The following is a 25,050-nucleotide window of genomic DNA, read 5'->3' as shown; positions in this document are numbered from 1 at the left end:
TCGTAAAGCCACCTTCCAGCCTGGTTGAGCCAGTTAGATGCAGAACGCCTGCACCTTCACCAAGCCTCCACCAGACCTTCACCAGTTCAACTCGTGAAATACGGTTTTACAGCCGTTGAGTTTGGAACCTTATATCAACAGACCCTAAGAGTAGACAATTCCACGATTTTCGCAGAGTTCTACCTGAACAGCAGGTCAGACTCATCGCTTCCTGCAATGCTGGTGGGCAACCGTCGTTTGTACGAACTGCCCACTCTCTACTGACTAACGGCTTCCACCTAATGTTTCCACCATCACTGCCTTAATGGTATGCATACGGTTTTCCGCCTGATCAAACACAATGGATGCCTCGGACTCGAATACGTCCTCGGTGACTTCCAGACCGTTCATACCAAATTTGTCGGCGACTTCTTTGCCAATCGCTGTGTCTTCATTGTGAAAGGCCGGCAGGCAGTGCAGGAAACGGACATTGCCATTGCCTGTTTTTTGCATAACTGCCGGATTAACCTGGTAGGGCTTCATCAGTTTGACCCTTTCATCCCAGGCTTCCATCGGCTCTCCCATGGAAACCCATACGTCGGTGTAAAGGAAATCACAGCCCGCTACCGCATCATCCACTGACTCACTAATCGCGATCTTTGCACCGGTTTCCCGGGCAATGTTCCGACATTGCTCGATGAGAACAGGATCGGGGAAAAATTCTGCCGGTGCAGCGATCCTGAAATCCACTCCCATCTTCGCACAGCCAACCATCAGCGAATTGGCCACGTTGTTGCGACCATCTCCGAGGTAGCAGAGCTTCATCTCACTCAAAGAGCGACCATTACCGTGTTCCTGCATGGTCAGAAAATCCGCCAGTACCTGGGTTGGATGCCAGTCATTGGTGAGGCCATTCCATACCGGCACACCGGAATAGGCAGCCAGATCTTCGACATGCTGCTGCAGGTGGCCACGAAACTCGATGCCATCGTACATACGTCCCAGCACACGGGCGGTATCTTTAACAGTCTCTTTGCTCCCCATCTGCGAGCCACCACCGATATAGGTCACATTGGCCCCCTGATCAAAACAGGCCACCTCAAAGGCACATCGGGTTCGGGTCGAAGCCTTTGCAAAAATCAGGGCAATATTTCGCCCGGTCAAAAACTGCTCCTCAGTACCGGACCGCTTTGCTGCTTTCAGCTGTGCTGCGCGTTCCAGTAAGTGACTGATCTCCAGCGGAGAAAAGTCCAGTAGCTTGAGAAAATGGCGGTTCCGCAAACTCCTCTCGATATCAACAGTCATATACAGTGTCCTGCGTCAGGTCATTTATTGTTCTTGTAACTATTCAGCACTGAGCAAAGGCATATTACAGTAATTCCGAACAGCTCTATGAAGTGATTGATATATGTCCATTCCCTGTTTTCTGGCAGACGACAAATAGCTGCGAATCCGTGCAAACATAGAACCACCGTCTGCACTCCTGAAGCAGCCTGAGATTTTCTGCTTTAACTTGGCCATTCGAACATCCCGTTCACTGCCATTGTTATCGAAGGGAATGGTAAAATCTGACATGAAGCGCAGTGTCTCAGCCTTGAACTCAGTGAGTCGTTTGAAGAGATTGTAAGCTTTAGTATTCTTGACTTTCTTGCGCTTAAGCTCCTCTCGTTGCTTCTCCATATAGACGACTTCTTTCATTAGAGCCCGCTGAAGCAACCGGTCATAAATCTTCTCGATTCGTTCACAGACAACACTTGGCATCTGTAGCATACCTATGGTCTTAAAGCCCTTGCAGTAATGCCAGGAAAGCCTCAGTAGCTTCATCAATCGCAACGCCAGTTGATTGCTGTCCCTATCAACAACACCCAAAAGCTCCCTCAGGTGATGGGCATTGCAAAGTACGTGAGTTGCCGCATATGCAAAATAGGATTTCCAATGATCATGAACCAGAACGCCTGCAAATGTTAGCAGTATGCCCATCGTGTCCATGGCCTCACGACCTCGCTTTTCAGACAAGTAGTAGAGCGTCCATTGTTCATCCCGCATAACGTGTAGCCAGTGCAAAGAGCCCTCGGCCCGCATACCCGTTTCATCGGCTCCGGCAACAGACGATTCCCGCAAGGCGTCACGAATAACCTCTTCAGTAGAAGCCAGATTTTCATAGGTTCTGGCCACAAAATTGGCGACAGTGCCTGCACTTACACTCATTTTATAGAGAGTATTAAAATACTCTGACACGCGCTTAAAAGGCAGGAAATGGTATTGGTTAAGATAGACGGCCATAGCCTGTGTGGCTGAGCCATATTGTGCGGCAGCGGTAACACCTTCCGGGAATTCAGCCTGATTCCGACAACCACAAGTGCAGATTTTTACTTCAGCTCTATGGGCCGTTACTTCAAATTCACCCGGTCTCCCTGGTTCAAACACCTGTCGTTCAATATATTTGACCGGCTCACTATCAAGAAGAGACGCCTGACATTTATTGCATTCTTTAACCGGAAGGTACTCAATATAGTCAGGGATATCGACCTGTTTAAGACAAGTGCCCTGATGCCCTTTCTTTCCACCGGCTTTATTACCAGAAGACTGTCTCAGACTTTTAGGATTGGGTTTTTCATCCGATGGATCGGTACCTTTATCTGCGGAAAGGTCGTCAGAATGATCTGGAGAATTACTGTTTTTACAAGGTTTTTGATAACCATCAGACGATGGCGGCTTGCTGCTGTTTTGACTGTTCTTGCCAACCTTTTCTTCCAATTCTCGACATCGCTCTTCCAGACAGGCAACTCTCATCCGCAGCTCTGCATTCTCTTTCAAGAGAATCTCAGCCGACATAGTTGCGGGTAGTTCTGGAATCATGCTGGCGAATATTGTGGAAAAATGGTGCTTAAGAGGATGGTATAAAAATCAGAAAATTCCAGATTTATGTGGGGGTGCTGAACAGTTACTTGTTCTTACTCACACTTTTCATGTCGTCATGCCAAGTCCGGCGGTCTGCACATAGACAGTAACACTGTCATTACGATCAGGAGTCAGGTAATCACCTCATCCATAGACCGGATATAGCTATCCAGCACCAAACTGAACTTCATTCGGACATAGACTAGCGCCGGATGATACGGAAGGCATTACGTAATAGTACGTTTCCAGACTTTACTCTGCCTGTTAACGCTTTTTGTTTATTGTCACCTTACCTATGAAAACAGATCCACTGACCAATACATTACACTGCGCTGTCATTTTTCCCGATTTCCCGATTTCCCGATAAGCGACCGTTATCCCCTCAGCCTTTTGTTGGCGCAACTTTCATACCGGGACTATCCTTACGTCAATCTGCAATCTGCCACTCATCGCCATTCTCAGGCATACGTTTCTGTGTAGTACCAAATTCCTGTCACGCCGCTTTCTTCGAGGTTGATTATGAAAATCACCAAACGAGCATGGCCAGTCCTGATTATCTCTGCTCAGTTTGACGCTAACAATGATGAAGGTTTACGTCTGCGAGCACTGGTTGAGAACCTGGAAGAAGTTCAGGAACTGACCGTACACCCATCATTCAGTTATGAAGACGGTGTGGAAATATTCATGTCCCGTTCTGATTTGGGGGCGGTCATTATCGACTGGGACATTCAAAGCGAAACCGGCACTGAGAATATGGAGCCGGAAGCACTGATCAGCCTGGTTCGCTCACGTAACCGACATATTCCGATCCTGCTCCTGACCGAACGACTGGGCGCAGCTAATATTCCTACTCATGTCCTTGAGATCATTAATGATGCCCTGTGGAAAACCGCCGATACCATCGAATTTCTGGCCGGGCGTATTAATGTTTTTGTCAATGAGTATATCCGAAGTGTCTACCCGGGCTTTTTTGGTGCGCTGGTTGAATACGCCCAGGAGTACAAATACGCCTGGCACACCCCTGGCCATATGGGTGGCGAAGGCTTTCTGCACAGCCCTGCAGGCAGGGCCATGCATGACTTTTATGGTGAAAATGTCTTTCGCGCCGATCTCTCAGTCTCAGTGCCGGAGCTCGGGTCGTTGCTGGATCATTCCGGTGTGGTGGGCGATGCCGAGAAAAACTCTGCACGAGTGTTTGGCGCTGACTACACCTATTACGTGCTTAATGGCACATCCAACGTTAACCAGATCATCTGGCGCAGTCAGCTGGTCAGGGATGACATCGCCTTTGTTGACCGCAACTGCCATAAATCCCTGAACTACGCCATGGTCATCACCGATGCCTATCCGGTATACATGGTGCCAAGAAGAAACAAGCGGGGAATTATCGGCCCCTGCCGTTTATCCGAGTTCTCAGAAGAGTCCATCCACAGCAAAATTGATGCGCACCCCAATATTCCGGCAGAGATAAAAAGCCAGAGTACAGTAAAAATGTCAGCACTGACTAACTCAACCTATGACGGCATCTGCTACAACGTAATCAACATTAAAAAAGAACTTCAGCAAAGCGTCGAAAATCTCCATTTTGACGAAGCCTGGTATGCCTACGCCCGGTTTCATCCGATCTATAAAGATCACTTTGGCATGGCGGATGACGACAGGAACAGCGATCACCCCCCCATCTTCTGCTCCCACTCGACCCATAAACTGCTGACGGCTTTCTCCCAGGCATCCATGATGCATATCCGCAGTGGCAGTAAAGTCAAAATCAACCCGGATGAGATTAACGAATCCTATATGATGCACTCATCCACCTCGCCACAATACAGCATGATTGCATCGCTGGACGTTGCCACCAAAATGATGGACGACAACGGTGAAATTCTACTGAACGACATTATCCTGGAGTCTATTCGACTTCGCCAGAAAGTCACCCGCATCGCCAGAGAAATGAAGACCGCCAAAAGCTGGTTTTTCGAAATGTGGCAACCCCGCATCGTCAATTACGATGGCAGCGATACGGCGTTTGAAAATGTTCCGGTGGAATACCTGGGCAGCCACCAGCAACCCTGGGTGTTCAACCGAAAAAATGACTGGCACGGTTTTGACGAAATTGAAGACAACTATGCCATGCTGGACCCCATCAAGCTGACGTTCATCACGCCGGGACTTGATGACGTCGGCAACCTTACCGATGAAGGCATTCCTGCGTCCATCGTTACCGACTACCTGATCAAACACGGCATCGTCTGTGAAAAAACCGATTACTACTCTTTCCTGCTGCTTAACTCGCTGGGCACCACCAAAGCCAAACAAAGCTCCCTGCTCTCTGCACTGCTCAAATTCAAAGCCCTTTACGACAGCAATGCCCCTCTGGAGCAGGCACTACCCGCACTGGTCAATGACTATCCAGAGACGTATGCCGGGGTTGGCCTGAAGGATCACAGCAACAACATTCACCAGTATTTTAAAGAACAACAGCTGCTCGACAAGATGCAGGCGGCTTTCCAGGTGATTCCAGATCCGGCCATGAAACCCGCCGATGCCTACCATTGCGTCGTCAGGAAACAGGTTGAGTATGTCGAGCTGGAAGCCATGAAAGGCCGTGTTCCAGCCGTTATGATCGTTCCCTACCCTCCGGGCATCCCGATCATGATGGGCGGTGAGTCCATGAACGATAAAGCCAACCCCATTTTTGACTACCTGATGGCAAGACAGAATTTTGAAAACCTGTTTCCGGGCTACGAAAGCGATATACACGGCGTTGAACGGATAGAACGGGATGGCAAGAACTTTTTCCGCACCTTGTGTGTGAAGGAGTAACCGATCAACCGGGAGTTTCATGCTCCCGGTCAGCTCGTGGCAACCGATCCGATTCCTGCTCTTTAAAAAGAGAACGATGAAGAAAAAAACAGCAAGCCATGTACGTTTAAAAAAGCTGCCGCACAAGCTCAATGTTTTTACACTGACCATGATCAATGTTGCAGCCATTCTGGCACTCCATGCACTCCCCAGTCTGGCAGAGTACGGTTACTCACTGGTTTTCTATCTCGGCCTGGCAGCACTGTGTTTCTTTATTCCTTCCGCCCTGGTATCAGCAGAGCTGGCTTCCGGCTGGCAGGGTGAAGGTGGGGTCTACCTATGGGTTACCGAAGCTTTTGGCCCCAAGTGGGGGGTCGTTGCCATTTTTATGCAGTGGGTAGAAAACCTGCCCTGGTTTGCCATGGTGCTTTCTTTTGCGGCTTCTGCAGTGGCCTACATCATTCATCCGGTACTGGCAGACAACAAATGGTTTGTGGTCGGGTTTATCTGGCTGGCCCTGGCTTTTTCTACCCTGGTCAACCTGAGAGGGCTTAAGTTCTCTGCTCTGCTTAGCACCACGGGCGTTATTGTTGGCAGCATTATTCCCTGCCTGATTATTATCACCCTGGGGGGGATGTACCTTCTGTCAGGTAAACCCACTGCCATTCATTTTTCCTGGGCAGCCACCATCCCAACGTTTGAAAATCTCCAGCATCTGATGCTGATGGCGGCCATGCTGGTGTCGTTTACCGGTATGGAGATGTCAGCCGTTCACGTCACTGAGGTCAAAGACCCGGGAAAGAGTTATCCAAGAGCGATTTTTTCCGCCTGCGCTCTGATCATCGCACTATCATTGCTGGCATCGCTTTCCATCGCGCTGGTCATCCCGGCCAATGATGTCAGCCTGAGTGCCGGTGTTGATCAGGCGCTCAACACCTTCTTTACTATCCATAACCTCTCCTGGCTGGCCCCGGTCATTACCCTGCTGATTGCCTATGGTGCCATGATAATGGTGATCACCTGGATGATCGGCCCTTCCAAAGGGATTCGCGAAGCTGCCCGTGAAGGCTATTTCCCAAGCCTGTGGCAGAAGAGCAATAAATACGGTGTGCCTGTCCCCATTTTAATTCTACAGGCCTTACTGTCTGCCCTCCTGTCACTGGCTATTTTATTGATGCCATCAGTCAGCAGTGCCTTTATGTTAATGAATGCCCTCGCTGCACAGCTTTATCTGATCATGTATCTGCTGATGTTTGCTGCGGCAATCAAACTGCGCTATTCACGACCTGATATATACAGAAGTTATCGTATACCCGGCGGCTTCACCGGCATCTGGCTGGTTTCCGGAACGGCCATTATCACCAGCTGCTTCGTCTTTATCTTTGGCTTTATCCCTACCGCTTCAGTTCGTGCAGAAGGGTTAAACGCAATCTTTGACTATATCGGGTTTCTGCTGGCAGGGTGCCTTGTTTTCATGTTCCTGCCACTGTTTTATTTCCATCGTTCAGGGTACAGGAGTATTCACCATGTTAAGCGACACCGCTAAACAGCAAGGGGCTACCTCCCAACAGAATCCTTCCGGAAAAAACAGCGAAGCCAGGAAACTGGGAATGATTGGCGCCACATTTCTGATTATCTCCAGCCTGGCAGGCAGTGGCGTTATTGCCCTGCCCCAGCAACTGGCATTTACCGGTTCGATTACCCTGATTTCATTTATTCTGGTCACCGCCGGTGCGCTGTTCCTCACCCTGGTGTACGTCAGGGCCGGCGAACGTTTTCAAGACCCGAGCCCTACGGCGCTGGCCACCTCCATCAGTCCCATTCTCGGGGCCCAGTGTGGATTTTTCTATGTCTATGGCAACCTGATTTCCAATGTCTCCATCCTGATCGCCGGGTTGGGCTACCTGGCTATGTTTATCCCGGAACTGAACGACCCGATCGTGCTTGGCGTCACCATTATTGCGTTGATCTGGCTATTCGTTGCCCTCTCGTTGCGTGGCGTTGGCGTTATCGCCCAGGTGGTCTCCATCACCGTCACCCTGTTACTGGTGGCCGTGGTGCTGACCAGCGTACTGGGCTGGATCGAGTTCAGCCCGGTGCAGTTTCAGGAAAACTGGAATGTATCCGGCAAAGGTGAAGGCTCTGCCATTATGGCCGGCTTTGCCATTCTGATCTTCTCGTATGTCGGGGTCGAGAGCGTTGCCACCAATGCCGCACAGATTGAGAATCCCCATAAAGTGGTGCCCATTGCCACCATTATCGGCTTTCTGATCGTGGCTGTTTTTTACGTCCTGTCCACCACAGTCATAGAGGGCATGTTCACCGCTCAGCAAATCCAGGACGCCCCGGCCTCATTTGCCCTGTCCATGGAGAAAATTTCCCACTCATCCTATGTCGGGCAGACCGTTTCCCTGGTCATGTCGGTTGCCTGCATTGCCAGCTTCATCGTTTGGGGCTTAAACTCCGTGAGTGCCGCCAAAACCAGTGCCGACAATGGTTTTTTACCCAAGGCTTACTGCTATACCAACCGTTTTGGTATTCCCAGCATCGGGCTGGTAATCAACGCGGCGATTATGACTGTAGTGGAGGTGGTTCTGATGATGATGGGCAGCGATATTGCCGAAGCGTTTGATCTTTCCGTGACCATTTCGGTTCTGCTACTGCTGTTCCCTTATTTCTGGTCCGGTATGGCGTTGCTAAAACAGGATCGCGTGGAGAATAAGAAATCCCTGTCCAATATTATTATTGTCACATTGTCGTCAATATTTATTATCTCTGCCTTTGCCTCTGCTGATTTTGGCGAACTGATGATCGTTATCGCCATGGCCCTGATAGTACCGGGAATCTATGCAGTACTGATGAATGTCAAGATTGTGAGTGTGGATAGTAATGATGAACTCTGAGAACAGCGCTTGCCGCTCTTTCATTTTGCGCCACGCGCCCGAAAACATGACAGGCCATGTTATTTTGGCAGACACGACAGACGACACGCGACCTGTCAGATCCAGCTCAACGGCGCAATCCTGTCTTCTATTACTTCTCCAGTCACCGCGTTAACCACCATTTTATGCCTTACGCGATTACCATCCAGAAAGACAATCTCTCTTACCTTGATATTGTCTTTCATACGGCTTCTGGTTCTCAGCACAACCATCCCACGGTATTTTTCCCGTGCCTTGTTGATAATCTGCTCAAGGGATATCTGCTTACCATCGGGTTTCATGTCGTAGGTTTCGTCCGTAATTACCCTACCGGTATAAGCGTCCATGGTTAACTGGTGTCGCTTCATTTTAAACTGTTTGTCTGTCAGCTCTATAACATACACCATACTGCCATCCTGTCTCTCCAGCCAGGTTCGCGTTCTGTTCGATCCGGGATATTTACGCTCGACTTTCGACAATATCTCTTCCATAGGCATGGGCATCTGCATAGGGGCATGATCAACCTGCTTGCCACTGAAAGCGTCATAAATAACCCGTTCCAGCTGGTTATTGGCATCCATAAAGTCAATAACAACCACCTTCTGGCGACTCTGTTCCAGCAACCGGGCTGAGTGTACAACCACGTCAGAAGCCTGATTACCAAACTTATTTCGTGTTATCACTATCAGCTGGTCAAGAGGTACCATCGATCTCAGCTTGTCTGGCTGTTCAAGGTGTGCCGAAATGGCAGCCGTGTTGCTGCCTGCAGCAAAAACCACAGGTAAGGGCAGAGCCAGACCCGCCAATACTCCTGCCACCAATGGTGTACTAAAACTGAACACTTTCATCAAATCACACCTGATTTTATACAGCAATTTTTACAACAAGAGCTGAGGAAACAACACGAACTACCACCGGACATGGGTATGAAGATCATCGAGAGGAAGCGGAAAAAACACAAAGACAGAGAGATAACAGACGTCAATAATAATAGTTTCTACACCCATTCATACCGAGCGCATACCGTTAATTTAGAATTGTTTTTCCATAATTCAAGTAGCTGTAGCGATACCTGATTGGAAAGCCTGATTGCAAAACCTGGTTGGAAAACTGGAGGCTACAAATTAAAGAAGGAATAGAAACTTGTTAATTTTTTCCCCGCCGCCTGAAGCGATATAGGCTGGAAACGTATCGTAGTTCCGGGCACTGCCTGTGCCAGCCTGTTCAAATCCAACTGGGCAACACAACCGAATTTGGGGTAGCCACCCAGTGTCTGGTGATCACGCATGAGAATAATTGGCTGACCATTTTCAGGAATCTGAACAGCCCCGAGAGCGATGCCTTCAGAAATCACCCCGCTAAAGGGTGGAATGATAGCAGCCCCATCCAATCGATACCCCATTCGATCGCTGTTTGACGAAAGCGTAAAGCTTGTCTCAAAGAGGCTTTTGCGACTGTCTTCTGAGAAAGCCCTCGCTTGATAGGATTCAATCAGATTCAGCCGGATCTCCAGACCGTAGTCCGGAACATAACGAGCAGGAACCGTGCAATTAATTTCTGGTCTGAACAGCTGATGGGAAGTCGATTCAAGAAAATCCCCTATACCTATCAGACAACTTCTACCGCCGGCAGTTCCAAGCCCTCCAACACCATCTCTTACGACGGTCGCCACACTGCCAAAGACTGCCGGTGCAGCAAAGCCGCCGGGAATGGCCAGATACGCTCGAAGACCTTTTTTGGGAAACTGAAATGACAGCGTATCGCCTTTATTCAGATGAATGGTCTGCCACCCATCAACAGGCTGGCTATTGACTCTGGCCCTCAGGTCAGCCCCGGTTAACGCCAGCGTCACTGCTTGATGAGCTAACAATTTTGTTTGTCCCCCCATTATCTCCAGCTGCGAACAGCCCATACGGTTGCCCAGAAGATAATTTGCCCAGCAATACGCGTGCAGATCCATGGGGCCACCCTGGGTCAAACCCTGATGGCCCATTCCCGTTCGACCCGTATCCTGAAGCTGGGTCAGCATTCCCGGGTCTATGACTTCCAGTGCGACCACAAAGTGCCCCCAAGCTGAAAAAACTCATCCCGTGATATGGGCTGAAACTGTACAGACAGACCAACCGAAAAAGGCGACATGGGCGTCCTGGCAAAGTCAATCAGAGAAACCGGACAATTCCCAATAATTTGCCAACCTCCGGGAGAGTCGGTTGGATAGACTGCTGTTTGCTGCCCTGCAATCCCCACACTTCCCGCTGGCAGCATTTTTCTTGGCTCGATTTTTCTTGGCGTTGCAATAGTAGGAGCAACTGACCCCAGAAAAGCAAAACCGGGGCTGAAACCGATAGCACAGACGATATAAGTCGACTGACTGTGAATCTGGATAACCTCTTGCACTGTGCAGTTATGAAGTTGAGCAATCTCGGATAAATCCGGACCCGTCTCCGGACTGTAATAAACGGGTATGGTGATTATCTTGCTCACCTCAGGGGAACTATTACCTTGATCACCAGACAGGAAAAAAGCAGTAATCAGTCCCTGCAGCCTGCTTGCCAATGCCATGAAATCTGTTTTCAGAGGGTGGTACTGGATATAGATGGTCGTATAAGAAGGAATAACTTCAATGAGCTCTGACGCAAAGCGAGTCCTGATATGGTCAGCCAAACCGCCTATTTTTACCGCAAGCTGAGTATCAATATGATCACCCAGCTGTATGATCAACGCCGTTTCTGAGACAGGCCGGATATCCATCATGGCCCTGAGTCTGCTGACATGACAAGCTGCCGAATCTGTTGGACCAAAGCGATGGCATCAAGATTATCACCATGAACACACAAACTATCGGCTTTCAGTTTCAGCCGTTTGCCGCTGATGGTGCTAACCTCTCCTGAGAGTAAACACCTGGTCTGCTCAAGGATCAGAGCCGAATCTCGGTGAACAGCACCTGGCAAGGATCTCGACACCAGCATGCCATGATCATCATAAGCCCTGTCTGCATAGGCTTCATAAATCAGTGGCACCCGATACCTGTCTGCTGTCTTTTTTTGTGGCTTATTATTGCTCAGGGCCTGAATCATGAGAGCAGGCTTGATATCCATGCTGGCTGCCGCAATCACCATCGCTTCAAATACATCAGGGTTATTCATCATCTCATGATATAGGGCGCCATGAGGTTTAATGTACTTTACCCGGGTGCCATGCTGCTGACAGATAGCATCCAGTGCGCCAACCTGGTAAGCCACCAGTTGCGTGATACTTTCAGGGGCGTGGGGAATAGGTCGACGACCAAACCCTGTCTTGTCATTATACCCGGGATGGGCCCCGACAGTGACACCACAGTCTACCGCCTGTTTCACGGTATCACTCATGATATCCGGGTCAGAAGCGTGAAAGCCGCAGGCTATATTGGCCATATCAATCCATGGCATAACCGCCTGGTCGTTTCCCATTTGCCAGGGGCCAAAACTCTCCCCCATATCACAATTCAGCTGCACGGGTTTACCTGTAAAGTTTGAGTACTTCTTCTGCCAGAATGGCAAGACCCTTATCAACGTCTTGACGATCACGGGTATAGGTCAGCCTGAGGCATTCATGCTTATGGGGCCAGTCATCGTCTATACCCGGGAAGAAGTAATGTCCGGAAACCACCAGCACGTTTCTTGCCTTCAGTCGTTCATACAGCTCAAGACTGGAGACAGGCAAGCCTTCAAACCATAGCCAGAGAAACATGGCCCCTTCCGGTTTATGAACATGCCAGGGAATATCACCCAGTTTCTCTTTCAGGCAATTCACAGCAAACCGGGCCTTCTCCTGATAGTAAGGACGAATCACATGCTCACAAAGCTGGTTAATGCTGTCATCCCGGATCATATCCAGTGCCAGCAGGCTGCCGGTACTGTTTGGCGCAAGATTCATAATGGCATTGATACCAGACAGTGCTCTGATAACCTGCTCATTGGCAATGACAATACCGGTTCTGACCGCTGGAAGCCCCAGTTTGGAAAGGCTCAGACAAAGAATGGTGTGCTCATTCCAGCGAGGGGTCGCCTCGGTAAAAATCAACCTTGGGAACGGTGTGCCGTAAGCGCCATCAATAATCATGGGAATATCATGCTGCAGGGCCAGACTATCAAGCCGCTCAATCTCCCGGTCAGTCAGCACATTACCCGTGGGATTGGTTGGCCGTGATACGCAAATCGCACCAATGCTTTCATCAATCACCAACTCCTGAAAATCGACCCGATACTTAAATGTATGCTGATCCAGGTGATCAATTTCCGGTTTATTGGCAGCAAAAAAGTTATCGCTCAGCCCGGCATCTGCATAACCAATATATTCCGGTGCCAGCGGTAACTGAATGCGCTTATGCCTGCCATCGCCATAAGTGCCGGCAAACATATTGAACAGCATAAAAAAAGCGGCCTGACTGCCATTGGACAAGGCAATATTGCTTTGTGTCAGCTGCCAGCCAAACTGACGATTAAGAAAAGCAGCCATCTCACGGACAAAGTCTTTTTCTCCCTGGGGAGGATCGTAGGTACCCACCAGCCGGGTAAACTCCGTCTGACTCTCGGTAATTTTGCGCAGTCGCTGCCTGAATACGGCTTCTACTTCGGGGATATGGGCCGGATTACCACCGCCCATCATAATCATATCTTTACCATCGGCGAGGGCATTGCCCAGATCATCCATTAAAGAGAGGATGCCGGAATGGCTGGTGAATTTTTCGCCAAAGGCAGAAAGCTTCATGCTTACCCCTGATTATTCTGGTCATCGGATAATGAAAGTGCAGTTATATAATGATGAAAAGAGGCTGTCTACAGCCCAAAGTCTCATCAGCGGGATATTCGTCAATGGTTGTATTTACCGGGGCATCGCCCAAACGACCCGCTACTCTTTCAGACTCTGCTATGTTAGGCACTACGTTTTTCGCCTTTACTTTATTCCTGCCATTGATGAGTTATCACCCGATCAGGTAAACGGTATCTGGAGTACGGAAATGCATTTGCTGACTTCTTTTCTGGACAAGCTTGGTGCCACAATAGCTCTTGTTTTAATGTTCTTTGCTGGCCTGTCAGCCTATGCGGATTCCGCTTTTCCTGATAGCGAGTTATCGGAGGACTACGAAGCACAATCCTCACCATTGAACTGTGAACATGATGATCAGACAGTGGAAGACAGGGTCGAATACGATGATAAACAGAAGCAGATTAAAGAAGGCCAACAACCGGGATGAAAACCAGACGATAAATCGCCAGATGACCATTCAGAGGATGAGCTAAGAGTAGCTGGAAGAGATATATACTTGGATTATTTGGCGTCCCCTAGGGGACTCGAACCCCTGTTACCGCCGTGAAAGGGCGGTGTCCTAGGCCACTAGACGAAGGGGACGCAAATCTTCGCACATTGCTGCAGCGGATGCGTATAATAATTAACCCCTGTCACAGAGTCAACCCCCCCCTCCATTCTTTAAACCCATGTTATGACTTAAAAAAAACCTGCCAGAACCCAACGGAAAATGGGTGTTTTTCTGTTGCCAGGGATTGATGTATTAATGGTCAATAATCTGAATATCTGAAGTTACGCAGCTAACAGCTCTCTCAGCTGCCCCAACGAAGCTTTCAGCCCTGCCATATAGATTTTGGCTCTGAGCTGAAAGTGATTCAGATTTACTTTCAATGACAATACTTCCAACCTGAAGGCTGAGTAAATTGAAAGAAAGATATGATTACTCTGTGTTCTCACAGTATGCGCCGGTGACTTGGCCATTGACGCATTCGATTTCAGCGTTTTATGGAAGACCTCGACTTTCCACCGTTTCTCGTAGATTGCCTTGAGAGTCTCGGCATCACAGTCAAGATCGCTGCAAACCAGATAGAGAATGCCTGTGCTTCCGTCTTTGTTTTTAAAGACCTGACGGTATAGCAGAACAGGGAAATCGACACCTGCTATCCACCCTTGTACAGGCTTATCTTCTGAAAAATCAACAGTATCTATACGCTGTGAACGGCCTTGTAATTTGTCGTCCAGACTGAGGGATACCTTGCGGTTTGACTTCATCGCCATCAGGAAATGTTTATTACAGTCGTGTCGAATAAACATCATATTGTCGTTTGAGCAAAACCAGCTATCTGCAAGGACATAGCGGAACATAAGCTGGTTATGGCAGCAAATCATCAGCATCTCCCGCATCATTTCATTTTTGGTTTGCTCTGCATATCGTCTTACCTTTTTTGTCTTCAAGTCGGTGTACAGGATGGTTTTCTCGATCAATTTATAGGCGACAGGAATCGACGCATCTCCGGCATGGTAGTGTGCATTGAGCAGATTTATACCTTTCACGGTGCGATTTTTTGTATGATCAAAATGCCAGGTGTTCAGGGCATTCTCTTTGCTGAACTGCTTTTCCTGAATCGTATCGTCAAAGATCAAAACCCCATCACTGCACTCAACCTGTCGCACGACGGGTTTAACGTAAAGCCATAAGTCACGACTGGTAAACTCATTGTTTGAAAGCAATCGGGTGAATTGGTCATGACTGTAGACATTATCCAAAAGCTCTGACACTCCCGTTGCAGTGGTCTTCCCAGACGACGACAACAGGTAGTCAGAATAAAGTTCTATGAGATCATTTTTCATGCCACCAATAATGGCTGATTTTCAGCAAGGTGCGTAACTTGAGTGAATATATAAACATACCATTCAGTGCCAAAAAACAGCCACACCAGCCACACCTTGAGACAGATACCCCCTACAGGTCTTTAAACTTCATCGCCACCGAGTTTATACAATATCGCAGACCGGAAGGTTCCGGCCCATCCGGAAACACATGCCCCAGATGGGCACCGCAATTAGAACAAAGGACTTCAGTACGCTCCATGCCCAGACTGCTGTCTTCCTGTAGAGTAACCGCCTCACTGTCGATGGCCTGATAGAAACTTGGCCACCCACATCCTGCATCAAATTTTACCGATGAGTCAAACAGCTGTTGCTGGCAGCAAACACAGTGAAACACCCCCTCTTTCTCAAATACGTTATATTCGCCGGTAAAAGGTCGCTCAGTCCCCTTTTCACGGCACACATAGTACTGTTCATCGGTCAGCACTTCCCGCCACTGTTCATCTGACTTTTTATCTTTCATTACTTACAGCCCTCTTTTTTCACTTTCATCAGCAAACAGAGACTGTCGGGAACGGTCTCACATCAATCAGGATAACTGCCCAAATAAAAACGATCCACACTAGTGCAACTCCCGGCAGATCAATTCATAATGCCGTGCGGCAAGACTAACAACATCTGAAACCATCGGTAAGACATCCATGAAGGATATTGAAAAATCCACCAAACTCAACAATGTCTGCTACGACATTCGCGGTCCCGTGCTTCGTGAAGCCAAACGGCTTGAAGAAGAAGGACATCGTGTCATTAAATTGAACACGGGCAATCCCGCAGCGTTTGGCTTTGATGCGCCCGATGAGATCACCCAGGACGTCATCCGCAATTTACCCCTGTCTCAGGGCTACTGTGACTCTAAAGGCCTGTTTTCTGCCCGCAAGGCCATCATGCAATATTGCCAGCAGAAGGAATTCCCCCCCATTACCGTTGAAGACATCATTATCGGCAATGGGGTCAGCGAGCTGGTGGTAATGACCATGCAGGCATTGCTGAATAACGGCGATGAGATGCTGATTCCGGCTCCGGACTACCCTCTATGGACAGCGGCGGTCCATCTCTCCGGAGGTCGTGCTGTTCATTACCGTAAGGACGAACAGTCGGACTGGTATCCGGATATTGAAGATATCCGCAGTAAAATTACCGCCAAGACCCGGGGTATTGTTGTTATCAATCCCAATAACCCGACCGGTGCCGTTTATCCGGACGAAATCCTGAAGGAGATCGTGCAACTGGCCAGAGAACATGATCTGATCATCTTTGCTGATGAGATTTACGACAAAATTCTCTATGACGGGGTTGAACATACCGCCCTGGCTTCCCTGGCAGATGATGTGCTGTGTATCAGTTTTAACGGCCTGTCAAAGTCTTACCGGGTTGCCGGCTTCCGGGCTGGCTGGCTGGTCGTTTCCGGACCGAAAAACAATGCCAGAAGCTACCTGGAAGGTCTGGAGATGCTGGCCTCCATGCGCCTGTGCGCTAACGTCCCGGCTCAACACGCCATCCAGACGGCATTAGGCGGTTACCAGAGCATTAATGATCTGATACTGCCCGGTGGCCGACTGCTTGAGCAACGCAACCGGGCATGGGAAATGCTGGATCAAATACCAGGGATCAGCTGTACCAAGCCCAAAGGCGCACTCTACATGTTCCCCAAACTCGACCCTAAACATCACAAAATCCACGATGATGAGAAGCTGGTACTGGATTTTCTTCTTCAGGAAAAGGTGCTGCTGGTCCAGGGAACCGCCTTCAACTGGCCTGAGCCCGATCATCTGCGCATCATCACACTCCCCAGAGTAGAAGACCTGGAAACGGTAATGAGCAAACTTGAGCGATTCCTCAGCCGATATAAACAATGATCTATATCCAGTACAGCCAAGCGTTGTTATACATACACAAGCACCTCGTTCCCACGCTTTTAGGCCCTGTGGGTCCCGCGTGGGAATGCATACGGATCTGGCAGCATGAGAAAGAGCCACTGCCTAGGAGGCTGACCGAGAATAGCGCCCGTAGCGAGGATGGCAGAAAATTGAGGATAAAAAGCCGGAAATTTTTCGTGAATAGTGGTTCTATTTGCTAAAAATTTCCGGCTTTTTAGACCAATTTTCTGCCACCGCAGTAGGGCAGTCTATTCTCGGTCAGCCTCCTAGGAGGCTGTCCGAGAATAGCCTGATTAAGTATAATCAGGCATCTTCTGCCCACTTTGTTGTTGCCGAAACGGATGTCATCAATCAAATTCAAAGATAACCCTGCTGATTTTGACCAGCACCTGATGTTCCCATCGAACATCTTCGACCTGCTGCCACCAGATCATGATTGCTTCGTTTTTGAAGATATCTTCAAGCATATCGACACCTCTGAAGTGGAAAAGCAGTATCACCATCTTGGCCAGAATGCCTACCACCCACGACTGATTATATCGATCCTGATCTATGCCTATAGCCATGGTGTGTTCAGCTCCAGGGAGATTGAACGGCGCTGCAATCAGGACTTGGCTTTCATGTATATCGCCAAACAGCACTGCCCAAATTTCCGGGTGCTCAGTGACTTTCGTAAAAACCAGGCCACCTTTTTTAAAAGCAGTTTCAAACAGAGCGTGCTGCTCGCCCGGGAACTACAGATGGCCTCGCTGGGCCACATCGCTCTTGATGGTTCCAAATTCAAAGCCGACTCATCAAAGCATAAGGCCATGAGCTACGCACGACTTAAGGCCAAAGAAGCTGAATTAATGGCTGAAGTTGAGGCCCTGATTAAAAAAGCCGAAACCAGTGACAGTGAAGAGGACGATGCTTATCAGCAGGAGACTGGCTACAGCATTCCTGAAGACTTGCAATTCAAGCAGGAACGGTTAGAGAAAATCCAGGAGGCCAAAAAAGCGCTTGAAGAACGGGAACAGGCCCTGAATCCCGATAAGCCGATAGACGACAAAAAGCAAATCAGCTTTGCTGATCATGATGCCAGGATCATGGGTAAAAAAGGCAGTGGCTATCAGTACAGTTATAACGCCCAGATCAGCGTCGACAGCGATAATGGTATCATTGTTGGCCAGCACATCAGCCAGCATGCCAATGACAAGCAGGAAGTAAAGCCTGCACTTGAAGCCATTGCAGAAGCAACAGATAACGCGTCCATTGGCAAAATGAGTGAGGATAATGGCTATTACTCAGGGCCCAACCTGCAAGCGTTTGATGATGCGAACATTGACGCTTACATGGCTACGGATCGACAGGAGAAGCCTGCAACAGAGGGACTGGAAGACTCTGACAGAAAGTTTGTCAAAGCGGATTTTATTTACCATGAAGCAGACGACAGCTTTACCTGCCCTGCCGGTGAGAAGCTGATTTATAACACGGCTAGCAAAGCAAAACACAAAAGCTACCGCGTCAGTAAAGATATCTGCCGGGATTGCCCGTTACGTAAAAGGTGCAGTGGTGACAACAAAGACCCGGGGAAAGTGATTCGCACAGACCGCCACGAAGCCATACGCCAGGCGATGAACCGCAAAATGGAAACCAAAGAGGCCAAAGCGGTTTATGAGCGTCGCAAGGTGATTGCGGAACCGCCTTTTGGCCAAATCAAGAACTCAGGATTCAGAGGGTTCAGTGTCCGGGGTAAGGAAAAAGTGGCTGGAGAATTTTCACTGGTCTGCAGTGCTTATAATTTCAAAAAAATTGTCAAATCGGTTTCAACGGGATCAATCCGTCTTGAAGAAGCAAAAAGGCTTAAAATGGCAGCATAAAGGCAAGCAAAAGGGTAAAAAACGCAATTTTTACCCCAAAACAGGCTAAATTTAGGTCAATATTTGATCAGCCAAGAAAATGCTGAAGCTTTCGTTTTTTCAATAGCTAGTTCTCGGACAGCCTCCTAGTAGGGTTTTCGAGGGCTCCATGCGAGTATGGTATTTGTGGCGGGATCGGTATGCATTCCCACGCAGAGCATGGGAACGAGATGTCCAGAGTGTCCGGAGAGTTTTGCGACAGCCTCCAGAGTATGGGAACGAGGGGTCTGGCTATATGAGTATTAGCGCTTTTCTGCACTGGCAGCAACGATATCCGTGTATGGCAGGAGGCGACTACCTCCCCAACTTCTGTTTTTTATGGATGATCTATGGCCGACATACACATTGACGAGTTTTATCAGGACTGCCTGAAAACACTGGTTCAGCTTTACAATAGCTTCCCCCGCTTGACCACACTGTACGTTGACGATCTGATAACGAACGCCGGCACCGATGAGTACGGCATCCCCAACCGGCGCCACAAAGCCTGTTTTGATGCTATGCTCTGGCTGGCCTCGGAAGGCTATATTCGCTATCAGGATACTATCCGGCATGACGCTCTGGATCAGGTGGTACTCACAGAAAAAAGTTTTTTACGTTTAAGCCTGCCCGCCATTTCCCCGGATAACCCGGATAATAAAAAGAACGACCTTCCAACGTCGATTGCCCGTAAGCAGGCAACAATGGCATGGTATTGTAAACAGGCACTTAATGATAAAGGCAGTGAAGCCATTGCACAGGCTGCCCTGAAATTTTTCACCCGGCACTGAGCAGAACAGGGTCAGCTATTATCAGGTGTTCAGCCCTTTTTCTGTCAATGCCATGTAAAAATAAAGCTCATTTGTTCGACATTCTTGAAAGAATAGGAGTCAGCCTTCATAGAGCTACTTAATGATAATGATGAAGATGAGGTCACTTTCATTCATGAAAAGAATCCTGTTGTTTCTGGCCACAAACATGGCAGTCCTTTTGCTGGCCAGTGTCACACTGAACATTCTTGGCGTCGGCAGTTACCTGAGCCATCAGGGACTGAACATGGGATCCCTGCTGGCTTTTTGTGCCGTATTCGGTTTTGCCGGCTCTTTTGTCTCCCTGCTGCTTTCGAAGACCATGGCCAAAATGAGCACAGGAACACAGATTATTGAGCAACCACAAACTGCCCGGGAGCAGTGGCTGGTTGAGACGGTCAGGGAACTCTCTGAAAAGGCTGGCATCGGCATGCCCGACGTGGGTATTTTCCACTCTCCGGAAGCCAATGCATTTGCCACCGGATGGAACAAAAATTCGGCTTTGGTAGCCGTCAGCCAGGGACTGCTGGATCGATTCAGCCCGAACGAAGCCCGCGCGGTTATTGGTCACGAAATCGGCCACGTTGCTAACGGCGATATGGTCACCCTGAGTCTGATCCAGGGGGTTGTAAACACCTTTGTCATGTTCTTTGCCCGGATTATCGGTTATGCCGTGGACTCCTTCCTGCGTCGTGATGACGAAGGGGAAGGTGGTGTTGGTATGGGCTTCTACATAACCAGCTTTATCGCCGAGATTATTCTTGGCTTTCTGGCCAGCGCCATCGTCATGTGGTTCTCCCGCCAACGTGAATTCAGGGCAGATGAAGCCGGTGCTGAACTGGTGAGCCGCAGAGACATGATTGCCGCACTGGAACGCCTGCGTGGTGAATATGACGCGCCCAGCGCCATGCCAGCGACCATGACAGCCTTTGGCATCCGCAGCGGTGTGCGCAGCGGTCTGGCAGCCCTGTTTACCAGTCACCCACCACTGGACCAACGCATCGAGGCCTTACGCGCTCACGGTTAAGCAATTGTCTTTTAATAAGTTCCCGATTTCCGTTCACCCTGAGCTTGTCGAAGGGTCGTGCCACCGAACTTCGACAAGCTCAGTCCGAACGGAGTCAGGCAATGAAAATAGGGAAGTTATTTCCAGACAACTCCTAAGTCTCCCCTGAGGCCGGTAATATCCGGCCTTTTTTTACCTGCCTCAGGCAGGTGAAAAGAGCGGTTTGCTATCCCCTTGGTCTATCAAGAGTTGCTATTGACTGTTTATAATGGAGTTTTTCATTAGAACCATTAGATATGCATTTTTTGTCACCCGGGCCGCTGCCACCGGAGCCAGTCTGGATCAACAACAATCAGTTACTTGAAGACTATTGCCAACGGTGGTCCCGCCTTGATGCCATCGCTCTGGATACTGAGTTCATCCGCACCGACACGTTTTATCCGCAACCGGGGCTTATTCAGGTGGGTACAGGCACAGATATTTTCCTGATTGATCCACTTGAGATCGACCAGTGGCAACCACTGGCCAGATTGTTTCAAGACAGCTCAGTGGTTAAGGTGCTTCATGCCTGCAGTGAAGACCTGGAAGTATTCAAACAGTTAACGGATACCGTCCCAAGACCACTGTTTGATACTCAGCTTGCTGCTGCATTTGCCAACCTGGGCTTTTCCCTTGGTTATCAGGCGTTGCTGAAACACATACTGAACATCGACCTGCCCAAGGATGAGACAAGATCCAACTGGCATCAGCGACCATTAACCGAGGCGCAAGTCCGTTATGCCAGTCTGGATGTAGCCCATTTACTTGAGGTTTATCAGTATCTGGATCAATTGCTGACACCATCGCCAAAAAAAGCATGGCTGGAAGATGAGTGTCTGGCCCTGACACAGAATGTACTGCCTTTTGACCCGGAAAATGCCTGGCAAGAGGTCAAAAGAAGCTGGCAGCTGCGCCCCCAGCAACTGGCGGTACTAAAAGCACTTTGCCACTTCCGGGAAGTGGCTTCCCGTCGTCAGGATGTGCCCCGAAACCGGATTATCCCCAAAGGCAGCCTCTGGTCATTAGCAAGGTTCCAGCCTAAAACGATCAATGCTTTGCGGGAAACACCAGAGATGCGTTCCAGCATTATTCGTCATCATGGCGAACAGATACTGGATATCATCCGGTCTTCCAGCCAGGTTCCGGAAGCACAACGACCTGAAAAACTGCCACCGCCACTGCCGAAAAATGCCAGGGACCAGGGTAAGCAGATCAAGACACTCCTATCTCAACGGGCCGTTGAACTGCAGTTACCAATAGAACTGCTAATGCCGGGCAAACTGACCACGCCACTGCTGCGCAGTTGGTTGGACAATGGCCAATTTATACTCCCGGATACCCTGACGGGCTGGCGCCGTGATATCATCGGCACTCCGCTGACTCAGCAATTGAATCAATTACATCAACAGGAAAAGGGCCATTGAATGAAGTCTCTGGTTTCCATCTATAAAAGCCCCAAACGGGAAGGGATGTACCTTTACCTGAACAAGGGAGCCACGCTGGAAAAGACGCTGCCAGAGGCATTATTAACAGCCTTTGGCAAGCCGGTGCATGTTTTTGACCTGTTACTGACTCCGGAGAAAAAACTGGCTCGTGTTGAAACCGCCACTGTACTTCAGCAGCTTGCTGACATTGGCTACTATCTGCAAATGCCTCCCAAAGAGCAGGATGATTACCTGATCAAACTGCCGGATGAGTTTCTTTCCTTTAACGACCCGACATGACAGTAAAACCTTTCTGGGAAACCAAAACCCTGGCAGAAATGACTTCTGATGAATGGGAAAGTCTTTGTGATCGCTGTGGTCGCTGCTGCCTGCACAAACTGGAAGATGAGGATACGGATGAAGTCTATTACACCTCAGTAGCCTGTAAACTGCTGGACACCAGCAGCTGCCAGTGCAAAGACTATACCAATCGTAAAGACATTGTTCCGGAATGTACGGTGCTGACACTGAAAGAGGTAAAGCTGTTTCACTGGCTACCCGCAACCTGCGCCTATCGGCTGCTCAGTGAAAAGAAACCGTTGTTTGACTGGCATCCCCTGGTATCCGGATCCTGTGAATCTATCCATCAAGCCGGAATCTCGGTTAAAGGATGGGTATATTCAGAAAATGATATTGCCGAAGATGACCTGGAGGACTATATCATTCCCCACACGATGATTAGTTGAGAGATTAACATGACGATTCGCTGAAAAAGGGCCGAAAAAGTTTGCAGCCAAAGTATCAGGTACCGTGGACACTATCACTCATCATTATTATTCATCATCGCTGTACTCCTCCTTAAACAGGGACTTATCCAACCCGGCTTCGATTTGCTCTCTGGTTACCCGGATGTCTGAAGTTTTATCCAGAAACTTCATAATCTGATAAGAGACAACCATTGAATAGACCCCCACAAAGCTGGCTCCAAACAGCTGAACCAGAAACTGCCCGAGTCCGGCATTGACTTTATTGACCATTTCATTGGCCAGAAGACCAATCAGAACGGTGCCTAAAAAACCACCAGCGCCGTGTACACCCCAGACGTCCAGTACATCATCCCACCCCGCCTTTCTGGGAATTTTGATGGCATAAAAGCAGAAAATACCCGCCAGAGCCCCGATCGTAACTATTCAGCACTGAGCAAAGGCATATTACAGTAATTCCGAACAGCTCTATGAAGTGATTGATATATGTCCATTCCCTGTTTTCTGGCAGACGACAAATAGCTGCGAATCCGTGCAAACATAGAACCACCGTCTGCACTCCTGAAGCAGCCTGAGATTTTCTGCTTTAACTTGGCCATTCGAACATCCCGCTCACTGCCATTGTTATCGAAGGGAATGGTAAAATCTGACATGAAGCGCAGTGTCTCAGCCTTGAACTCAGTGAGTCGTTTGAAGAGATTGTAAGCTTTAGTATTCTTGACTTTCTTGCGCTTAAGCTCCTCTCGTTGCTTCTCCATATAGACGACTTCTTTCATTAGAGCCCGCTGAAGCAACCGGTCATAAATCTTCTCGATTCGTTCACAGACAACACTTGGCATCTGTAGCATACCTATGGTCTTAAAGCCCTTGCAGTAATGCCAGGAAAGCCTCAGTAGCTTCATCAATCGCAACGCCAGTTGATTGCTGTCCCTATCAACAACACCCAAAAGCTCCCTCAGGTGATGGGCATTGCAAAGTACGTGAGTTGCCGCATATGCAAAATAGGATTTCCAATGATCATGAACCAGAACGCCTGCAAATGTTAGCAGTATGCCCATCGTGTCCATGGCCTCACGACCTCGCTTTTCAGACAAGTAGTAGAGCGTCCATTGTTCATCCCGCATAACGTGTAGCCAGTGCAAAGAGCCCTCGGCCCGCATACCCGTTTCATCGGCTCCGGCAACAGACGATTCCCGCAAGGCGTCACGAATAACCTCTTCAGTAGAAGCCAGATTTTCATAGGTTCTGGCCACAAAATTGGCGACAGTGCCTGCACTTACACTCATTTTATAGAGAGTATTAAAATACTCTGACACGCGCTTAAAAGGCAGGAAATGGTATTGGTTAAGATAGACGGCCATAGCCTGTGTGGCTGAGCCATATTGTGCGGCAGCGGTAACACCTTCCGGGAATTCAGCCTGATTCCGACAACCACAAGTGCAGATTTTTACTTCAGCTCTATGGGCCGTTACTTCAAATTCACCCGGTCTCCCTGGTTCAAACACCTGTCGTTCAATATATTTGACCGGCTCACTATCAAGAAGAGACGCCTGACATTTATTGCATTCTTTAACCGGAAGGTACTCAATATAGTCAGGGATATCGACCTGTTTAAGACAAGTGCCCTGATGCCCTTTCTTTCCACCGGCTTTATTACCAGAAGACTGTCTCAGACTTTTAGGATTGGGTTTTTCATCCGATGGATCGGTACCTTTATCTGCGGAAAGGTCGTCAGAATGATCTGGAGAATTACTGTTTTTACAAGGTTTTTGATAACCATCAGACGATGGCGGCTTGCTGCTGTTTTGACTGTTCTTGCCAACCTTTTCTTCCAATTCTCGACATCGCTCTTCCAGACAGGCAACTCTCATCCGCAGCTCTGCATTCTCTTTCAAGAGAATCTCAGCCGACATAGTTGCGGGTAGTTCTGGAATCATGCTGGCGAATATTGTGGAAAAATGGTGCTTAAGAGG

General features: G+C 48.9%; 23 protein-coding genes and 1 tRNA gene. 12 read left to right on the top strand and 12 right to left on the bottom strand.

Translation table 11 applies throughout. From position 1 onward, the window contains the following. Positions 1 to 264 precede the first annotated feature (264 nt). On the bottom strand, positions 265 to 1,284 hold the full coding sequence (gene argF / locus MJO57_RS27145) for an ornithine carbamoyltransferase (protein ID WP_371924696.1): 1,020 nt from the start codon (positions 1,282 to 1,284) through the stop codon (positions 265 to 267). 39 nt (positions 1,285 to 1,323) lie between these two features. After that, positions 1,324 to 2,838 (bottom strand): IS66 family transposase, encoded by a 1,515-nt coding sequence (locus MJO57_RS27140; RefSeq protein ID WP_252017330.1) that lies wholly within the window; start codon positions 2,836 to 2,838, stop codon positions 1,324 to 1,326. Here MJO57_RS27140 and MJO57_RS27135 point away from each other — a divergent pair. The 4 genes from MJO57_RS27135 (at position 2,837) to MJO57_RS27120 (ending at position 8,585) form a co-directional block, all read left to right on the top strand. Continuing rightward, positions 2,837 to 2,983 (top strand): hypothetical protein, encoded by a 147-nt coding sequence (locus tag MJO57_RS27135; protein ID WP_252020176.1) that lies wholly within the window; start codon positions 2,837 to 2,839, stop codon positions 2,981 to 2,983. The genes MJO57_RS27140 and MJO57_RS27135 overlap by 2 nt on opposite strands. A 416-nt stretch (positions 2,984 to 3,399) precedes the next feature. Beyond that, entirely contained in the window at positions 3,400 to 5,703 is a 2,304-nt protein-coding gene (locus MJO57_RS27130) for an Orn/Lys/Arg decarboxylase N-terminal domain-containing protein (protein WP_252020174.1), read from the top strand. A gap of 19 nt (positions 5,704 to 5,722) precedes the next feature. Continuing rightward, entirely contained in the window at positions 5,723 to 7,228 is a 1,506-nt protein-coding gene (locus MJO57_RS27125) for an APC family permease (protein WP_371924695.1), read from the top strand. After that, positions 7,209 to 8,585: an amino acid permease gene (locus tag MJO57_RS27120; protein WP_252020171.1), complete on the top strand. Its 1,377-nt coding sequence runs from the start codon at positions 7,209 to 7,211 to the stop codon at positions 8,583 to 8,585. The genes MJO57_RS27125 and MJO57_RS27120 overlap by 20 nt, the downstream gene beginning before the upstream one ends. 95 nt (positions 8,586 to 8,680) lie before the next feature. Here MJO57_RS27120 and MJO57_RS27115 read toward each other — a convergent pair whose 3' ends face one another. From MJO57_RS27115 to MJO57_RS27095, 5 genes are all read right to left on the bottom strand, one after another. Continuing rightward, on the bottom strand, positions 8,681 to 9,451 hold the full coding sequence (locus tag MJO57_RS27115; RefSeq protein WP_252020169.1) for a PepSY domain-containing protein: 771 nt from the start codon (positions 9,449 to 9,451) through the stop codon (positions 8,681 to 8,683). A 269-nt stretch (positions 9,452 to 9,720) separates the two neighbouring features. Beyond that, complete coding sequence (locus tag MJO57_RS27110) at positions 9,721 to 10,632, bottom strand: biotin-dependent carboxyltransferase family protein (protein ID WP_252020167.1); 912 nt, start codon at positions 10,630 to 10,632, stop codon at positions 9,721 to 9,723. A gap of 8 nt (positions 10,633 to 10,640) precedes the next feature. After that, positions 10,641 to 11,357 carry a 5-oxoprolinase subunit PxpB gene (pxpB, locus tag MJO57_RS27105; protein ID WP_252020165.1) on the bottom strand — a complete coding sequence of 239 codons (717 nt, stop codon included), beginning with the start codon at positions 11,355 to 11,357 and terminating at the stop codon, positions 10,641 to 10,643. After that, positions 11,354 to 12,097 (bottom strand): 5-oxoprolinase subunit PxpA, encoded by a 744-nt coding sequence (locus MJO57_RS27100; RefSeq protein WP_252020163.1) that lies wholly within the window; start codon positions 12,095 to 12,097, stop codon positions 11,354 to 11,356. Before MJO57_RS27100 ends, pxpB begins: the two co-directional genes overlap by 4 nt. Before the next feature lie 4 nt (positions 12,098 to 12,101). Beyond that, positions 12,102 to 13,352: a valine--pyruvate transaminase gene (locus tag MJO57_RS27095; protein WP_252020161.1), complete on the bottom strand. Its 1,251-nt coding sequence runs from the start codon at positions 13,350 to 13,352 to the stop codon at positions 12,102 to 12,104. On the opposite strand from MJO57_RS27095, the gene MJO57_RS27090 reads away from it, so the two are divergent. Beyond that, positions 13,321 to 13,839: a hypothetical protein gene (locus MJO57_RS27090; protein ID WP_252020159.1), complete on the top strand. Its 519-nt coding sequence runs from the start codon at positions 13,321 to 13,323 to the stop codon at positions 13,837 to 13,839. The two genes, MJO57_RS27095 and MJO57_RS27090, sit on opposite strands and share 32 nt — an antisense overlap. Before the next feature lie 79 nt (positions 13,840 to 13,918). Here MJO57_RS27090 and MJO57_RS27085 read toward each other — a convergent pair. The 3 genes from MJO57_RS27085 to msrB all read right to left on the bottom strand — a co-directional run bounded on the left by MJO57_RS27085 (position 13,919) and on the right by msrB (position 15,744). Further along, a tRNA-Glu gene (locus MJO57_RS27085) sits at positions 13,919 to 13,994 on the bottom strand. A gap of 189 nt (positions 13,995 to 14,183) precedes the next feature. Next, positions 14,184 to 15,242, bottom strand: a complete 1,059-nt coding sequence (locus MJO57_RS27080) for a transposase (protein ID WP_252017920.1) — start codon at positions 15,240 to 15,242, stop codon at positions 14,184 to 14,186. Between the two features lie 112 nt (positions 15,243 to 15,354). Then, entirely contained in the window at positions 15,355 to 15,744 is a 390-nt protein-coding gene (gene msrB / locus MJO57_RS27075; RefSeq protein ID WP_252020158.1) for a peptide-methionine (R)-S-oxide reductase MsrB, read from the bottom strand. A gap of 178 nt (positions 15,745 to 15,922) precedes the next feature. Between msrB and MJO57_RS27070 the strand changes: the two genes are divergently transcribed. The 7 genes from MJO57_RS27070 (at position 15,923) to MJO57_RS27040 (ending at position 23,059) form a co-directional block, all read left to right on the top strand. Further along, a complete protein-coding gene (locus MJO57_RS27070; RefSeq protein WP_252020156.1) occupies positions 15,923 to 17,137 on the top strand; it encodes a pyridoxal phosphate-dependent aminotransferase in 1,215 nt (404 codons plus the stop codon). Between the two features lie 362 nt (positions 17,138 to 17,499). Further along, positions 17,500 to 19,017 carry an IS1182 family transposase gene (locus MJO57_RS27065; protein ID WP_252017502.1) on the top strand — a complete coding sequence of 506 codons (1,518 nt, stop codon included), beginning with the start codon at positions 17,500 to 17,502 and terminating at the stop codon, positions 19,015 to 19,017. A gap of 368 nt (positions 19,018 to 19,385) precedes the next feature. Further along, the gene (locus MJO57_RS27060) at positions 19,386 to 19,826 is read left to right on the top strand and encodes a hypothetical protein (protein ID WP_252020154.1); all 441 of its coding nucleotides are present in this window, start codon (positions 19,386 to 19,388) and stop codon (positions 19,824 to 19,826) included. Positions 19,827 to 19,980: 154 nt separating this feature from the next. Next, a complete protein-coding gene (gene htpX, locus MJO57_RS27055) occupies positions 19,981 to 20,871 on the top strand; it encodes a protease HtpX (protein ID WP_252020153.1) in 891 nt (296 codons plus the stop codon). A 275-nt stretch (positions 20,872 to 21,146) separates the two neighbouring features. Next, positions 21,147 to 22,313 (top strand): ribonuclease D, encoded by a 1,167-nt coding sequence (gene rnd, locus MJO57_RS27050; protein ID WP_252020152.1) that lies wholly within the window; start codon positions 21,147 to 21,149, stop codon positions 22,311 to 22,313. Beyond that, positions 22,314 to 22,613 carry a YcgL domain-containing protein gene (locus MJO57_RS27045; RefSeq protein ID WP_252020151.1) on the top strand — a complete coding sequence of 100 codons (300 nt, stop codon included), beginning with the start codon at positions 22,314 to 22,316 and terminating at the stop codon, positions 22,611 to 22,613. Further along, positions 22,610 to 23,059: a YcgN family cysteine cluster protein gene (locus MJO57_RS27040; protein ID WP_252020150.1), complete on the top strand. Its 450-nt coding sequence runs from the start codon at positions 22,610 to 22,612 to the stop codon at positions 23,057 to 23,059. Before MJO57_RS27045 ends, MJO57_RS27040 begins: the two co-directional genes overlap by 4 nt. Before the next feature lie 87 nt (positions 23,060 to 23,146). On the opposite strand, the gene MJO57_RS27035 is transcribed toward MJO57_RS27040, so the two are convergent. Then, a complete protein-coding gene (locus tag MJO57_RS27035; RefSeq protein ID WP_256493389.1) occupies positions 23,147 to 23,485 on the bottom strand; it encodes a hypothetical protein in 339 nt (112 codons plus the stop codon). A gap of 14 nt (positions 23,486 to 23,499) precedes the next feature. Then, positions 23,500 to 25,014, bottom strand: coding sequence for an IS66 family transposase (locus MJO57_RS27030; RefSeq protein ID WP_252017330.1), 1,515 nt, complete (start codon positions 25,012 to 25,014; stop codon positions 23,500 to 23,502). Positions 25,015 to 25,050: the final 36 nt, after the last annotated feature.

The organism is Endozoicomonas sp. SCSIO W0465 (assembly GCF_023716865.1).
Taxonomy (GTDB): Bacteria; Pseudomonadota; Gammaproteobacteria; order Pseudomonadales; family Endozoicomonadaceae; genus Endozoicomonas.
This window is presented reverse-complemented; position numbering and strand designations above follow the sequence as displayed.